We start from the raw sequence: 13,328 nt of genomic DNA, 5'->3' as shown, positions 1-13,328 counted from the left end.
GAACCTTGCCGCCTCAAGGCCCTACCTCGCCCGACGCCGTGCCGGGCAATGCACGGCTCTCTTTTTCCAGTCGGGCGGGACTATTCAAAATCACATCGAGGAATCAACATGGGCGGCGGTGGCGGACAACCAAAGAACACGACGACGACGACGAAGACGGAACTCCCTCCGTTTCTCTAGAACGCCTACCAAGGCTTCTTCAACCAGACGAATGCAGTCAACGACAAGCCGTACCAGTCCTACGATGGGTAGCTCAATGCTCCCCCGTCATACCTTCAGGACTATGCGGGGCAAGTCGCCATGAATGGCGTGAATAACGGCAATGCGCAGTCGGCGTATCTGTAGGACGTCCTTCACGGCAGCCAGAACGTCACGGCGCAGAACAATCCGTATGCCGGTAGCGGAAACCTGAACTAGGTTATTGCGCAGTCGAACCAAGACACCACGGACGCCTACAACAAGAGTGCGGTTCCCTCTCTTGCCGCGCAGTTCTCGCAGGGAGGGGCGTTCGGTGGCTCGGCCATGGCCCAGGCGTCGCAGCAGTCTCAGCAGACGCTTGCAGACCGACTGGCTGCGAACACAACCAATCTTCGCTATTCCGACCTCCAAAACCAACAGCAGCTTTGGCAGCAGGGCTTCCAGAACCAGCTTGCGGCCTCGCAGAACAATTCGCAGAACATCCTTGGAGCGTCCAACGCGCTCAACGGCGTGTCGTCGCTCCAAGCTCAGTGGAACGGACAAGCTGCGGGGCTTGGGCAGGTTCAGCAGGACTACGCCCAGGGCGGTATCGACCAAGCGTACAACGACTGGTATCAGAAGAACTACGGCTACGATCAGCAGCGCCTTGCGAACTATGGCAATGCGCTCAACTCGACGGCTGGACAGTTCCAGGCGTCGGCTACCTCGGGACTCAACCCGGCCTATAAGCCTCGTACAGTCGGTGGAGCAGTTGCGGCCGGTGCGGGCGGGGCGGCGACAGGCGGTGCAATTGGTGCCGCGATCGCTGGTGGCTCGGCGGGCTCTGTTGCGCCTGGCTGGGGCACTGCTATTGGTGCCGCCGCGGGCCTCGCTTCCTACTACCTCTGAGGACTAAGCGCATGGAGTTCATCGTAGTCCTCGATCCTTCTAGCCCAGCGGCTCGCGCCAATGCCGTGCCAGACAGTCTGCCTTGGTATTTGGCAGCCGTGGATGATAAGCCGCTCACTGCATGTACGACGCTCCGCTGCGCATATCTTGACGCGTCCCAACCCCAGTTCTTGCGTTGCGCTCTTACCCCTAACGAGTTTGGCGAGTCTCACTTCGTATGGGTGCCTGTAAGCGCGGTCGTCACCATCTTTGAGCAGAACCCGGCCCGCAAGGCCACCATGGGCTTTGCCCCCGATACCATCCAGTGAGGCGGAAAACTAATGGCACTTCTTGATGGGCTTTTGGGCCCAACTCCCGGCATCACCGATGATGAACGCCGCTAGCTGTCCAATAGCGGACTGCTCAATGCAGGTCTGTCTATCCTTGCTGCCAACAGTCAGCCAGGCGTGACGCCGGTCTAGGCTATCTCCGGTGGTCTGCTGGGCGGTATCAGTTCCGCTCAGCAGGGTGCGCGCCAGCTTCAGGACGACAAGTTCCAGCAGCAGCGTATGCAACTCCAGCAGTCACAGCTGACGGACGAGCAGGACCAGCAGCAGCGGCGTCGAAATATCCAAGATCTTGCCCTGAAGCACGTCACGCAGGGGCCGGACGGCAAACCCGTGTTCGATCAGCAGGGCTATATCACTGAGCTTGCAAGCATCGACCCTCAGGCCGCGATGGAGTTGCATCAGAACGAGCTTCGCAATCAACTTGTCGGTTTGCAGACGCAGAAGGCACAGGAGGATCTAAACACGAGGGACATCACCCAGGGCTCTAATCTCCTTCACCAGACGCGGGCGGGGAACGGCGCGCCTTGGGTTACGGAAAGTTCCGCGCCTCGCTGGCAGCGGTAGGCAGAAGGCGGCAGTCAACAAACGGCAATCGAGCGGAACGCAGGCTTCCTGATGAAGCAGGGCTATTCCCGAGAGCAGGCGCTTCAAGCACTCGGCCTTCCACTTCCTGGGGCTGCCACAGACGCACAGGGCTACGCCCCGGGCACTCCCAACGGCGAGGACTTCCTGAAAACGCTTCCCGCTGACCGTCAGGGCGTTGTTCGTGCAGTAGTGGAAGGTCGCTACCCTGTCCCCACGGGTAAGGCCGCCACTTCGCCATGGTGGCAGGCTGTCGTATAGGATGCGCAGCAGGTTGACCCTACATTCGAAGCCGGTAGCTATCAGGCTCGCGCAGCTTCGCGTAAGGATTTCACGTCGGGAACCACCGCGAAGAACATCACGGCACTCAACACGGCGGCCCACCACCTTGATCAGCTGCTTGAGCAGGGCAAGAAACTCGACAATGGCCGATTCCCGATGTGGAACAGCATTGCGAACTCGGCAGGTTAGGCCGTGGGCAAGGATGCGGTGAACAATTACAACCTCAACGCGGACGCCGTTGCCGACGAACTGGCGAAGGTCTTCGCGGGTAGTAACGGTGCGTTGGCGGACCGCGAACAGATCCGCTCTCGCCTCGATGCGAGCCTGTCACCGACGCAGCAGTAGGGTTTTGGACGCACCGCGGCCAGCCTGATCGAGGGTCGTCTCGCGGGTCTTCAGGCACAGCTTGACCAGGGTTTGGGCTACGGGTCCAAAAGCATTCAACTCGTAAGCCCTGACGCCAAGGCGTTGTTCACCAAGTTCAAGGGCGAAGAAAAGCCTAAGGCTGCGGAGAACGGTGGCTGGTCTGCTCGGAGGGTCGACTGATGCCCGTTTTCCACGTTACCGGACCGGACGGCCACACCTACGAGATAAATGCGCCCGAGGGCGCCTCTGAGTAGGACGCTATCGCATACGCACAGGCGAACCTAGGCAACCCCTAGGGTCAAACTCCGTCCCCGATGGTGAGTACTCCGGAGGCTGCCCAACCGTCGCTGATGGATAGGACCGGGAGATTCCTCAAGGATCAATACGACTAGCTCAACCAGTTCGGCAACAACCTCGTTGATCCGATTGCGCACCACTTAGGCGGCATCCCGGTCGGCCTCGCGCAGTTGGGCATGCACGGCGCTAAGGCCGTGGGCGATGTTGTCACCCCGTCTGACAAGACGCTCTCGGGTCTCATCACGGGCAAGCAGGAAGGGAATTGGATCGATCGACAAACAGCTGCCTACGACAAATGGGTGCAAGACCGTGAGCAGGCATATCAATAGTCCGTTCCCGACAACTATGCGAGCTACGCAGGAGCGACTATCGGCGAGGTGCTTCCGTGGGCAACTGGGCTTGGTGAAGCCCGAGCCTTGGGCCTTCTGCCTACGGCGACGAAGACGATTGGCAAGCTCGGGCTTCTTGGGGGAGAGGGTGCCACCATGGCAGCGGCTCAGCCGGTAACGAACGGCGGAGACAACTACGCAGCCGACAAGGCCAAACAGGTCGCTATTGGGACCGTCACGGGACCGCTGCTGTATGGAGCATCGGCTGGCGCTTCGGCAGTTGGCCGTGGTATCGGGAATGTTGTCCAGCACGTCACGAATCCGCAAGCGATCGCCGACGCGAACATCGCCCGCCTGTACGGGGCCAATGATGCAACGGTGCAGCGGTTGGCTAGTGCGCCAGCGTTCGTCCCTGGTGAGGTGCCGTCGGCCGCCCAGGTGTTGCAGACGCCTGAAGCTGTGCAGGCGGAGAGGATGCTGCGTAACAACCCTGCATCGGCCACCGCCTTCGTTGCCCAGGACAATTCCAACAACGCGGCACGCATGGGGCTGTTGCAGCAAATCGCGGGCACCGACGATGACCTGACGGCTGCGGTGCAGGCACGCCGGGATGCAACCGCTCCGTACTTCAAGGACTACCTGTCCCCAAGCAATCCGCAACAGCGTTACAAGACGGCGGTGGGGCTGTTGGGAGACGTGAAGGGGCAGGTATTCAGGCCCGACTACGAAGCCCTTCAGCAAGCGAAATCCATCGCATCCAAGGTCGCCAGGGGAACGCTGGACGAGGGGCAGGGTGCCGATCTTCTGAACCAGATTACGGTGAAGAGCAAGAAGGCGCAAAAGGTGCTCGACCAGGCCATCACCGCTATCAATCAGAACATGGTGGACCCCAGCCGGATCGCTACACAGCTTGCGGAGCTTACGAAGTCCGGCAATCCCACCGTGGCCGGGGCAGCCCGCCAGCACCTCGACCTGATCGCCCGGAATGCCGACGAAACCGGAATGGTCCCTGCTCGGGCCCTTGACGATATGCGGCAGAACATAGGGAATATGCTGTCCGCGAACGCCACCCATGGCGTTGTCGGCTCTCAAGAGGCTGCGCTGTATGGACCGGTCACCGCCAAAATTGTCTCTACTCTCGACCGAGCGGTACCGGGCTATCGTAATAACCTGGCGACGTACGCCAAGCTCTCCCAGCCCATTAACGACATGTAGGCCATCCGAGGGCTACTGGACCCTAACGCTCCGGGTAGCCTTAACACTGCTGGCGATCCACAGCTTGCAGTCGCTCGTGTAAAGCAGGCCCTACGGTCGGACGACAAGGCCAACTACGGGCTCAGTGACCAGGCACGGGTCCAGTTGGAGAACGTGAGGGATAGCCTCCAGCGTCGCGGGATCTCCGACCAGAAGATTGCAGCGGCGGGTCCGGGGACGGCAGCGGACCTGCAAGCCCAAGGGCTGCTCTCGGGAGCCATTTTCGGCAAGAACCTAGGGAACCATGGCGGGTGGCTGGGCCGATCCATCGGTAGCGGCATCGGCGGCCTTCTGGGATCGGGCCTGGGAGGCATCGAGGGTGGCCTCTTAGGCTCAAGCCTCGGCCTCGGCGTCAGCGATGCCATCGGGGCAGCCAATTCCAGGGTTGCCGCCCGAACCGGCCAGACGGCGGCGGATGCGGGTGCTACGGCAGAGGCCATCAAGCGCTGGATCGGCAAGCAGCCCAAGGCCCAACGGCAGGGCCTGCTCAACTATTACCTTTACGGTCTCCCCGCCGCCACGGCCACCGGGCCATAAGTGCAGGGATGGGACGGTGTCTCACGGCTCGGTCTTGATGGGCGGGAGGAAGTAGTGCATTGCCTCCCGCCCCAGACGTGTCCTGTGGAATCGAACAATGCTAATCTCCGCCCGGATCTACAATTTGGGGGGGGGATAAACTTGAGCAAGGAAGTCAAGACGCTAGAGGTTACCTCGGCAGACCAAGCTGCTGAGCTACTCAGGCGAGCGTTGGATGGCGCATTTTCAGCCGACGAGAGCGTATTAATTAAGTTCTCCGATTGGCCGAGCTTCAAGTTGAACGTCAGTGGTCCTCGCTACCACCAAACTGTCCCCACCCAGTTAATGCGAGCCCTGGTCGAATTTCAGCACGTGCTGAATCAGATTCATGCGGGAAACGTGTACGGTAGTTCTAGTCGAGCATTTACCGAAGAAGAGAGATTTGCAAACGAACTCGTTTTCAAGGTCGATGAGGGTAGCAGCGATTTTTGGGCGAGCCTCACTGAGAACCTCAATTCGATCGCTAGCAAATTGGTGGACAAGATGACCGGCAAACAGCTCGTGGTCACCGTTCTTGGCTTGGCGCTCATCGCCTCCGGATACTTCGGCTTTAAGAATCTGCTTGATCATAATTCGCAGGATGTGTCGGAAATCAATCGACACCAACTTGAAATGAGACTTCTGGAAGAAAATGCCGCTTCAAGGCATGCAAACGATGCACTAACGCAGAACGTCTTGAGCATCGTGAAGAGTGTTCCTGATGCCACCCATGTGTCCGTGGGTGCACAGGAGTTCGATCGTTCTGATGTAGAAGCGCTCAATCGGAAATCCCGCGATAGCTGGAACCCGCAGCGGGTCGATGCAAAGTATTTGGTCGTGGGCCTTCGTAGCCTAAAGGACCGCTGGACAATTCAGCTTCTAGATCAAACCAACGATCGACAGATTCGCACGGATCTTTTCCGTGGCGAAAAGGCGAGCGCCGCAATCGAAGAGATTTCGCAAGCATTCGCCAAGGGCGAACCCCTTCAGCTGTACATTATTGCTCGTGTGCGAGGCGACCAGATATCGCAGGCGACAATCCTAGGAACCGAGAAGACGGGTCTTGGTATTGCACATGTGGAGACCACTCCCGTGCTACCTGATGACGGGGATCTCGCAAGCTCCGACGATCAACCCTGAAGCCTCGGTTTTCCGACGCTATAAAAGAGACGTCGGGGGTTTTCTGACACTGGAAAAGGTGATCACCCGGTCGCCTTCTTCCTCGGCTTGTAGGGCCGCGTTGGGGTCGGAACTAGGTTGGGAGGGATAGCAGTGTCCCGTGCAAGCTTCTTCGCCAGCCTTGCAGCCGCTTCCACTTCCTTCCGACCTCGCACGATTGCATCAATGAACGATTGGCGGTCCTTGGCTGACCGCGTGTGTTGATGCCAAGGATCTGACCGGCTGATGATCGATGACAGTTCCTCGCGGGCAAAGAGTTTTCTTCCCATGAATCGCTTGGGTGCAATGCCCAGACTTTGGTAGTGCGTCTGAAACTGGCGTAGCGATACCCCGCAGTAGTGCGCGGCCTCGTCCTCCTTGAACCAGTCTTTGCCCGCGATGTTGAATTCGTTGGTCATAGGCTCCCCCGTTAGTTGGCATGCTGCTGGTGCTGCCGTCGGTTCGATGGTATTTAAAGGCGGCCATCACCAACGCCACCGCCCGGTTCAATGCCAAGGAAGCCGTTTCGCATGAAGCCCTCTCTATCCCTCGCGACAATGTCTCTCGTCGCATGCCTGGGTTTTTCGTCACTCGCCTCGGCTGATGTTTCCGAGTTCAGGCACCTGAGAGACGCCATCGCTGCTAGCCCGATCCTGACGACGTTCCAGAAGGTCGCGAAATACGCATATCCCCCAGAATGGGATCAGATAATCACTCGCTTTGCACCCGTGGACGGCTCATGCAGCGCGGAGACCTCCGCCAGGCTTTCGGCCATGAGCAAGAGCGAAGCCCGGCGATTCGTGGACGAGCATTCCGTCCTGGGGCACTTCGTGGTTCGTGGCAGCGCCGATTCATCGGTAGGCAAGCCACTCGGCGTCGTACTGTTCTTTCCCATGGATTTTTCGAAGACCATTAAAGAGGGGGAGACCCTGAACCTTACGAGCCTTGCTAAGACGCCGATCACCGTGCGTATCGTAAACGGGGAGGTACTTGTCGGTGGCTATAAGGTTGACCGGGAGAATTCCGTCAATACGGACGAGGGTGCAATTATCGCCATCGATGGGTGCGAGACGTTGCACTGATCTTGCGGCTAGGACCGCCTACGGCGGGGCGTCTATCTGGGATACATGCCCCGACCCATAGACTGGTGGCACCAAGGAAGGCATGCCGCGTAGTGGGGTGTCTCTTGGCGGTCTCCGGACATTTCTAAAGTAGAGCCTGTTAGACCGGCTGGGCGATGAAGTTGGGGTTCCTCTGAAAGCTTCCGGCAACGATTTCGCCTGTGCCATCGACCTTCCACGCACCCACGATCGCATGCGGTGGCACGGCATCCGAGGGAGCGAAGTTCCCAGAAATCACATAGACCCAGCCACCCGGGTTTTGCCTAGCCTCTTCGCGCATAGCGTCACTAATCTGCGTCGCGGGATCGAAATCCGTCATCTGAGCTTCCTTGGTGACTTTGATTTATATCAATGAATCAAACGACCGCCGTGTGCTCTCCGGTCGCATGCTGGAGTGGCCCGAAATCGCCCTCTAGGGGGTACTCCATCTAGGACGCGCGGGTGACCCGGTAGGGCGGTAGCGGGTATGGCTGTAGGTACGGTGGATGGGTACTTCGGAGTCAGGGGATGTATAGGGAAGCTAGGGCAGGTTAGGGCCTTCGCTTTGATAAATAATCAAAGAATATCAATCGAGCGGGGCATTGATAACAACAGGTATCAACAGCCCGGACCGTCAACCAAAAGGTAGCCCGCACCCATCCGCGAGCAGAGGCGCAACAGGATGCCCGTGCGGCTGTGGAGGGATCGGTTGACCACCGAAGTCCGTTTGAAATTCCGCTGCTAGCTCGTCGCGCGTGCCGAACACATAAGCGAACAAGGGGGCGTTCGGAGCGATCACCGTCTCCACCGAGGCCGCCAGAGTCGAAAACAGATCCGCTCGGATGAGTGTCAAGATCACTTCGCCTTCCGACCAACCCTGAGCCCCTCGACGAGTCAGTTGAGGTGTTCCCCCATGCGCGTACTTGTGTAGCCACTTCGCGGAACCACCAGCCCGTAAGCCATCCGCCATCATTTGGATGTGGGGAAAGGTAGGAATGAGCACCTTGAGCATGTCCGCCAGCCCCGGAATGTCCTGCGGGGGGTTGTCAATGACGGTAGTCGGAAGGGCGCGTATTTCGTCACACGTCGCGGCATAGACGAACCAGAAGGCCGCCGTTGCTGCCTCCAGTATCGGTCGGAGCAATGCGCCAGCAGTTCCATACTCTCCTGCCTCGGTGACCCTTGCGAGGGCCGAGTGGTGCTCTAGCGACAGGTCAATCGCGCTTCTGGCGAAGTTCGCTCGTAGTGAGGCCGCTGCGGTGGTAGGGAGTAATTCCCTTATCCGCTCGTTGTTCTGCCTCGACTGCCGACAACGGGCTAGCACCGTTTGGACTGAGTCTGCGTCCATCACTGGCAGGCGACTTTCAAGGTCTTCCTGTTGAACCCCGGTTCTTCGGAAACCGTCCTGTAGCCGTTAGGGCACTCCTTTGCGGCTCGGCTGTAACAGATGGAGAATGAAGTGGCCGCTCCGCATTCGATCAGCACCAAGGACTCGCCAGACGCTCCCCGAATAGGGTTTGCGGTGGTGCAGCCAGTCAAAACGACCAACGTGAGAATGCAACTCGCGGTAATCGGGCCGGAAATGCGCCAACGCCCCGAGTACCTGACCCGAGCGAGAGGTTCGTGATGCATGGGTATCCTTCCCTCGCGGGCCTAAAATAGGCCCGAATAGTGGAGGGCAGGCATCCCGCCCTCAGGTGGCGTCACATGGCCTTGGCAACCTTCTTCGCCATACCCTCAATGATGGCGTCAGGCGTGCTTAGGTTGTTTGCGATGTCGCGGTCGCTGAAGAATGAAGCTACGGAGGCGTCAGATGTGCGAAGGACACGCACAGACAGTCCGGCCCGTTCACTTCTAAAGGTGAAGGGGGCGACGCGGTAGTAATCCTGTACCTCGCCATTGATGACATAGGCGTAGCCCTTTCCCTTGGCGTAGGCCGCAGCGTCCGCGTCAGACAGAGGCTCTTTAGGCCCCACCGGTCGGTCCAGCGGCACCGCTTTCTTCCCTGGCGTTGACGCCATGACGCGGGCGAAGATAGATCCGGCGGTTAGGCCAGACCCATCACAGTCCTCTTGGCCCTGAATGGTGCAGTCCCGGAACATGACCACGGCCACATCGGCCGCAGGCGGGACCTTGTCTCTTACCGTTACAGGTACGCCCGCGCATCCCGTGACGAGCACGGCCAGCGCACCAGCAGTCATTGCCTTCTTCATCCGCCTTCCCCCCCGTTGGTCACCCCGGCCCCATTCTATGCCGATCTAGGCGGCATAGTCGGTGAGTAACTATGGGAGTAACAGGCCCATTGAAAGCTTAGGGGTGCTGACAAATCCCGTCTTGCGGTGCCCCCCTTGGCACCAACAACGGTTTCGGCGGAGAGTTCACTCCGTATCGGACCACAAAAAAACCCGCCATTTGGCGGGTTTTTTTGTGCCTGTAGGATGCTAACCATCCCACGGCCTCCGCGTGAGGCTGACGATGCATGGCGGAATTCCGAGATGCTGACTGAAGCGGCTATCTGTCGAATGAATTCGCCACCTTTGGCACATGGCAGACAGATCACTCCGTGACAGCTTCACACTGCCTCTCGCCGCTGGTTGCCACCTCGGTTCCGGTACGGCGACGTGGAAACGCGTCCTTTTCGACATGGAGACAGGTATGTTCGGTCAGCGATTTCTTGTGATCTATTCAGGCGTACTCACTGCGGTTTTTGCGGTGTCGATGCTGTCAGGCTTTACGAAAACCTCTGCTACCTCGTTCGACGAGCTCAATGTGCAGCGAATCAACGTGCGTGAAGCTGACGGCACGCTCCGCATGATCATCACGAACGGCGCCCGGATGCCGGGGGTGATCGTCAAGGGTAAAGAGCAGCCGAAGATGGATCGACCGCAGGCTGGGATGATCTTCTACAACGACGAAGGCTCGGAGAACGGTGGCCTTATCTTTGGCGGAAAGCGGCTCGCCAACGGAGACGTCGTGGATGCCGGAGGAAGCCTGTCGTTCGATCGCTATAACGCGAATGAAGTCGTGAAGCTCATAGGTGTCAACGACAAGACAGATAATTTCGCGGGTCTGGCCATCTCTGACAGCCAGGAAAACGGTCCAAACCATCGCCGTATATGGGTGGGACGATCTGATGACGGGTCGGCGTCGCTATCTTTGATGGATGCCGCGGGGCATGAACGAATTCAATTGTCCGTACCTGCCACCGGCACGCCCCAGATCGCGTTTCTCGACGAGCATGGAAAGACCGTTAAGACCTTGAGCGGCGATAGCGATTCCGGTCAGCGCTGACCTTAGTGGGGAGGGTGGAGCCCGGGAGCTTCGACCCTGGTCTCGAACATTCGAGGCCTATATTTCCGGGCGCTTTTACCAGGGCACGGTCCGGCCCAGATAGTCCACGTAGTGGAGTCCGCCACGCCCTTGATGGGCCTCCATCGCATCGAGCAGGTTCGGAATGCTTTCCTCGATGCTCAAGCGGGCATCGGGACCGCCCATGTCCGTTCGCACCCATCCCGGCGCCGTGAGAAGCACGGTGCGTGGATCGCCGGCGTGCCGCGCGGCGAAGCTGCGCATGAACATGTTGAGCGCTGCCTTGCTGCCGCGATAGACCTCGTGGTTGCCGTTGGTGTTGTTGGTCAGGCTGCCTTGCCCGGACGACATCACCCCGATCGTCCCGGCGGGGCGCACCAGGTCCTGTAATGTCTCGACCACTCGCATCGGACTCAGCGAGTTCGTCACCATCACGCGGATGAATTCCTCGGTGGAAACATTCGCGATGGTTTCCCGGTGGTCGTTGGTGACACCGGCATTCACGAAAAGTACGTCCAGTGGCCGATCCGAGAGACGGGCTCGAAGGGCGGCGATCTGTTCCGGGCGGGTGATGTCGACGACTTCCACGTCGAGCGCGCCGGGGCACGAAGCCGCGAGTTGGCGAAGCCGGTCCGTCGAATCGGCTCGCCCCGTGGCGATGACCTTCCAGCCACGGCGCAGGTATTCTTTCGTCGGCGTGGTCAGGAGGGAGCATCCGCTGGCTGCGAGGAAGAGCGTGACACCGGATCACCACCGTAGGCAAGGGGTTGTAGTCTATGTATTTCTTGCCACCGACGGCACGCACATGCCTTGCTGCGATTGCGAATCCACCGGCGAATCGCTGGCTCGTTCCAGGGCGCAGCGACGCGTGTTGTGGGCGGTGCTCGGCATCAACCTCGTGATCTTCGCGGGCGAGTTCGGTGCTGGCGTATGGGCGGATTCGACGGCGCTGCAGGGCGATTCCCTGGACAGCCTGGGCGATGCGCTGGTTTACGCCGCCAGCCTCGTCGTCGTCGGTCGCTCGTTGCGTTCGCGTGCGGGCGCGGCGTTGATGAAGGGCTTCGTGCAATTACTGTTCGCGGGACTGGTGCTGGCCGACGTCATCCACAAGCTGATCGTCGGGCCGGCACCCTTGCCGGGCGTGATGGCGGTGGCGGCGAGCCTCGCACTTCTGGGTAACGGCGCATGCCTGGCGTTGCTCACGCGGTTTCGTTCGCACGACATCAACATGCGCTCGGTCTGGTTGTGCTCGCGCAACGATGTCATCGGCAATGCGGGGGTGCTGGTCACCACGGGCCTCATCGCGTGGATGCATTGGTCGTGGCTGGACCTGCTGTTCGGTAGTGCCCTTGCATTGCTATTCGCGCGCACCGGCATCCATGTCGTATCCGCCGCGTGGCAGGATTTCCGGCCGCCACGGCCGATCGCGCACGGATAACCCGGGCGGTTCCTCGTCAGACGAGCAGGCGCTGCCAGCGTGGAGGGACGCGTCCCTCGGGACCGGGCACCGGCTGGTCGATCGGGTGGCTATGCGGCGGTGCCAGTACCGGGCCTTCGAACATGTCGTCGTTACGGTAGTCGTAGAACCAATCCTCGCCCGGCTCGAAGCTCTGGATGATCGGGTGGCCCGTTTCCCGGGCGTGCTTGCTGGCGTGCTTGTTGAGCGAGTCGTCGCAGCAACCGATGTGTCCGCACTGGGCGCAGCGGCGCAGGTGAAACCACCAGCTGCCGGTCTGTTCGCATTCGACACAGCCGGTGCCGCTGGGCCGCGCCTTCGGGTCGATGCCGTCACTCTCGGTCTTCATGGATAACGCTCCGCGGGGGTCGCGTCGATCCTAACCCGGCGGCAAGGCTGCCCGCTTGTCCCCGCATGCCGTCACGAATGTTCAGAAGAGACGGCCGGCCCTGCGCATCGCCGTGTCCTGCATGCGGTCCACCGAACTGGCCAGGGATCGAAGGGCGATCCGCAGTTCCATCGCGTTCGGACAGCCGCAGGCCAGCAGGGACTCGATGCGCTCGGCGGCGTCGGCCACGCTCAGGTGCTCGTGCTGCAAGGCATGGCGGGCCACGTGGTTGGCACGGAACTGGGCTTCGTTGTAATCGTGGTGCAGCAAGGCCTGGAGCAGCCCGAGGGCCTCCAGAGATATCTCCTGGGCTGCCATGACGTAACGCATCCGGCGATTAAGGACGAATTCCGCGTCAGGCCGCAATCCACCATCTGGCCTACTAAAGGAATACGCGAAACGTCCGAGGGAGCGCGACAGCCGCATTAACGGCTATCCTGCGCCGCATACCCATCGATGCAGGACCAGCGCATGACCCTCGCCGCCACCGTGCTCACCGTGCTGGTGCTCCTGATCCATGTGTACATCGTGATCCTGGAAATGGTCCTGTGGCGCAGTCGCGGACCGAAGGTCTTCGGGATCACGGAGCAGTTCGCCCGTGACAGCGCCCCGCTGGCCTCCAACCAGGGCCTGTACAACGGGTTCCTGGTGGTGGCACTGCTGCTGGGCCTGAGCCTGCGCGAACCCTTCGCCACGGCCTTCCTGTTCTACGGCCTGGGTTGCGTGGTGGTGGCCGGCGTGTGGGGTGGGCTGACCGCCAGCCGGCGCATCCTCTACGTGCAGGCCTTGCCCGCCGCCCTCGCGCTGGCAGCGCAGTGGCTCGCTCGCTGATACGCG

General features: G+C 60.2%; 18 protein-coding genes. 11 read left to right on the top strand and 7 right to left on the bottom strand.

Annotation, left to right across the window (positions count from 1 at the left end; translation table 11 throughout):
• Positions 1-522 precede the first annotated feature (522 nt).
• The 6 genes from ACN9M2_RS12040 to ACN9M2_RS12015 all read left to right on the top strand — a co-directional run bounded on the left by ACN9M2_RS12040 (position 523) and on the right by ACN9M2_RS12015 (position 6,220).
• A complete protein-coding gene (locus ACN9M2_RS12040; RefSeq protein WP_426284965.1) occupies positions 523-1,086 on the top strand; it encodes a hypothetical protein in 564 nt (187 codons plus the stop codon).
• 548 nt (positions 1,087-1,634) lie between these two features.
• Complete coding sequence (locus tag ACN9M2_RS12035; protein ID WP_426284964.1) at positions 1,635-1,979, top strand: hypothetical protein; 345 nt, start codon at positions 1,635-1,637, stop codon at positions 1,977-1,979.
• 492 nt (positions 1,980-2,471) lie between these two features.
• Positions 2,472-2,624: a hypothetical protein gene (locus ACN9M2_RS12030; protein WP_426284963.1), complete on the top strand. Its 153-nt coding sequence runs from the start codon at positions 2,472-2,474 to the stop codon at positions 2,622-2,624.
• Positions 2,625-3,427: 803 nt separating this feature from the next.
• Positions 3,428-4,486, top strand: coding sequence for a hypothetical protein (locus tag ACN9M2_RS12025; RefSeq protein ID WP_426284962.1), 1,059 nt, complete (start codon positions 3,428-3,430; stop codon positions 4,484-4,486).
• Between the two features lie 153 nt (positions 4,487-4,639).
• A complete protein-coding gene (locus ACN9M2_RS12020; RefSeq protein ID WP_426284961.1) occupies positions 4,640-5,062 on the top strand; it encodes a hypothetical protein in 423 nt (140 codons plus the stop codon).
• A 141-nt stretch (positions 5,063-5,203) separates the two neighbouring features.
• On the top strand, positions 5,204-6,220 hold the full coding sequence (locus ACN9M2_RS12015) for a hypothetical protein (protein ID WP_426284960.1): 1,017 nt from the start codon (positions 5,204-5,206) through the stop codon (positions 6,218-6,220).
• A 62-nt stretch (positions 6,221-6,282) separates the two neighbouring features.
• Here ACN9M2_RS12015 and ACN9M2_RS12010 read toward each other — a convergent pair whose 3' ends face one another.
• Positions 6,283-6,657 (bottom strand): hypothetical protein, encoded by a 375-nt coding sequence (locus ACN9M2_RS12010; protein ID WP_426284959.1) that lies wholly within the window; start codon positions 6,655-6,657, stop codon positions 6,283-6,285.
• Positions 6,658-6,677: 20 nt separating this feature from the next.
• Between ACN9M2_RS12010 and ACN9M2_RS12005 the strand changes: the two genes are divergently transcribed.
• Together ACN9M2_RS12005 and ACN9M2_RS12000 are read left to right on the top strand one after the other, a co-directional pair.
• The gene (locus tag ACN9M2_RS12005) at positions 6,678-6,842 is read left to right on the top strand and encodes a hypothetical protein (RefSeq protein WP_426284958.1); all 165 of its coding nucleotides are present in this window, start codon (positions 6,678-6,680) and stop codon (positions 6,840-6,842) included.
• A 169-nt stretch (positions 6,843-7,011) separates the two neighbouring features.
• A complete protein-coding gene (locus ACN9M2_RS12000) occupies positions 7,012-7,320 on the top strand; it encodes a hypothetical protein (protein WP_426284957.1) in 309 nt (102 codons plus the stop codon).
• Between the two features lie 139 nt (positions 7,321-7,459).
• Here ACN9M2_RS12000 and ACN9M2_RS11995 read toward each other — a convergent pair whose 3' ends face one another.
• The 3 genes from ACN9M2_RS11995 to ACN9M2_RS11985 form a co-directional block, all read right to left on the bottom strand.
• The gene (locus tag ACN9M2_RS11995) at positions 7,460-7,678 is read right to left on the bottom strand and encodes a hypothetical protein (RefSeq protein WP_426284956.1); all 219 of its coding nucleotides are present in this window, start codon (positions 7,676-7,678) and stop codon (positions 7,460-7,462) included.
• A 294-nt stretch (positions 7,679-7,972) separates the two neighbouring features.
• Complete coding sequence (locus ACN9M2_RS11990; protein WP_426287912.1) at positions 7,973-8,686, bottom strand: DUF6988 family protein; 714 nt, start codon at positions 8,684-8,686, stop codon at positions 7,973-7,975.
• 355 nt (positions 8,687-9,041) lie between these two features.
• Complete coding sequence (locus ACN9M2_RS11985) at positions 9,042-9,551, bottom strand: hypothetical protein (RefSeq protein ID WP_426284955.1); 510 nt, start codon at positions 9,549-9,551, stop codon at positions 9,042-9,044.
• A 442-nt stretch (positions 9,552-9,993) separates the two neighbouring features.
• On the opposite strand from ACN9M2_RS11985, the gene ACN9M2_RS11980 reads away from it, so the two are divergent.
• Positions 9,994-10,629, top strand: coding sequence for a hypothetical protein (locus ACN9M2_RS11980; RefSeq protein WP_426284954.1), 636 nt, complete (start codon positions 9,994-9,996; stop codon positions 10,627-10,629).
• A 75-nt stretch (positions 10,630-10,704) separates the two neighbouring features.
• Here ACN9M2_RS11980 and ACN9M2_RS11975 read toward each other — a convergent pair whose 3' ends face one another.
• Positions 10,705-11,307, bottom strand: coding sequence for an SDR family oxidoreductase (locus ACN9M2_RS11975; RefSeq protein WP_426287911.1), 603 nt, complete (start codon positions 11,305-11,307; stop codon positions 10,705-10,707).
• 145 nt (positions 11,308-11,452) lie between these two features.
• Here ACN9M2_RS11975 and ACN9M2_RS11970 point away from each other — a divergent pair, with 145 nt between their 5' ends.
• Positions 11,453-12,085 carry a cation transporter gene (locus ACN9M2_RS11970; RefSeq protein WP_426284953.1) on the top strand — a complete coding sequence of 211 codons (633 nt, stop codon included), beginning with the start codon at positions 11,453-11,455 and terminating at the stop codon, positions 12,083-12,085.
• Positions 12,086-12,101: 16 nt separating this feature from the next.
• Here the strand turns inward: ACN9M2_RS11970 and ACN9M2_RS11965 are convergent, their stop codons facing one another.
• The gene (locus ACN9M2_RS11965) at positions 12,102-12,452 is read right to left on the bottom strand and encodes a UBP-type zinc finger domain-containing protein (RefSeq protein WP_426284952.1); all 351 of its coding nucleotides are present in this window, start codon (positions 12,450-12,452) and stop codon (positions 12,102-12,104) included.
• An 81-nt stretch (positions 12,453-12,533) separates the two neighbouring features.
• Positions 12,534-12,809 (bottom strand): hypothetical protein, encoded by a 276-nt coding sequence (locus ACN9M2_RS11960; protein WP_426284951.1) that lies wholly within the window; start codon positions 12,807-12,809, stop codon positions 12,534-12,536.
• A 153-nt stretch (positions 12,810-12,962) separates the two neighbouring features.
• Between ACN9M2_RS11960 and ACN9M2_RS11955 the strand changes: the two genes are divergently transcribed.
• Positions 12,963-13,322 carry a DUF1304 domain-containing protein gene (locus tag ACN9M2_RS11955; RefSeq protein ID WP_426284950.1) on the top strand — a complete coding sequence of 120 codons (360 nt, stop codon included), beginning with the start codon at positions 12,963-12,965 and terminating at the stop codon, positions 13,320-13,322.
• Positions 13,323-13,328 lie beyond the last annotated feature (6 nt).

Source organism: Luteibacter sp. E-22 (genome assembly GCF_049913125.1).
In the GTDB taxonomy this organism is placed as follows: Bacteria; Pseudomonadota; Gammaproteobacteria; order Xanthomonadales; family Rhodanobacteraceae; genus Luteibacter.
The sequence above is the reverse complement of the archived record's forward strand: the minus strand, read 5'-3'. Positions and strand labels throughout refer to the sequence as shown.

Excerpts from the sequence above, each read along its gene's own strand:
- ACN9M2_RS12040 (WP_426284965.1), top strand. The coding sequence starts at position 523 with ATGGCCCAGGCGTCGCAGCAGTCTCAGCAGACGCTTGCAGACCGACTG.
- ACN9M2_RS12035 (WP_426284964.1), top strand. The coding sequence starts at position 1,635 with ATGCAACTCCAGCAGTCACAGCTGACGGACGAGCAGGACCAGCAGCAG.
- ACN9M2_RS12025 (WP_426284962.1), top strand. The coding sequence starts at position 3,428 with ATGGCAGCGGCTCAGCCGGTAACGAACGGCGGAGACAACTACGCAGCC.
- ACN9M2_RS12010 (WP_426284959.1), bottom strand. The coding sequence starts at position 6,657 with ATGACCAACGAATTCAACATCGCGGGCAAAGACTGGTTCAAGGAGGAC.
- ACN9M2_RS12005 (WP_426284958.1), top strand. The coding sequence starts at position 6,678 with ATGCTGCTGGTGCTGCCGTCGGTTCGATGGTATTTAAAGGCGGCCATC.
- ACN9M2_RS12000 (WP_426284957.1), top strand. The coding sequence starts at position 7,012 with ATGAGCAAGAGCGAAGCCCGGCGATTCGTGGACGAGCATTCCGTCCTG.
- ACN9M2_RS11995 (WP_426284956.1), bottom strand. The coding sequence starts at position 7,678 with ATGACGGATTTCGATCCCGCGACGCAGATTAGTGACGCTATGCGCGAA.
- ACN9M2_RS11990 (WP_426287912.1), bottom strand. The coding sequence starts at position 8,686 with ATGGACGCAGACTCAGTCCAAACGGTGCTAGCCCGTTGTCGGCAGTCG.
- ACN9M2_RS11985 (WP_426284955.1), bottom strand. The coding sequence starts at position 9,551 with ATGAAGAAGGCAATGACTGCTGGTGCGCTGGCCGTGCTCGTCACGGGA.
- ACN9M2_RS11980 (WP_426284954.1), top strand. The coding sequence starts at position 9,994 with ATGTTCGGTCAGCGATTTCTTGTGATCTATTCAGGCGTACTCACTGCG.
- ACN9M2_RS11970 (WP_426284953.1), top strand. The coding sequence starts at position 11,453 with ATGCCTTGCTGCGATTGCGAATCCACCGGCGAATCGCTGGCTCGTTCC.
- ACN9M2_RS11965 (WP_426284952.1), bottom strand. The coding sequence starts at position 12,452 with ATGAAGACCGAGAGTGACGGCATCGACCCGAAGGCGCGGCCCAGCGGC.
- ACN9M2_RS11960 (WP_426284951.1), bottom strand. The coding sequence starts at position 12,809 with ATGGCAGCCCAGGAGATATCTCTGGAGGCCCTCGGGCTGCTCCAGGCC.
- ACN9M2_RS11955 (WP_426284950.1), top strand. The coding sequence starts at position 12,963 with ATGACCCTCGCCGCCACCGTGCTCACCGTGCTGGTGCTCCTGATCCAT.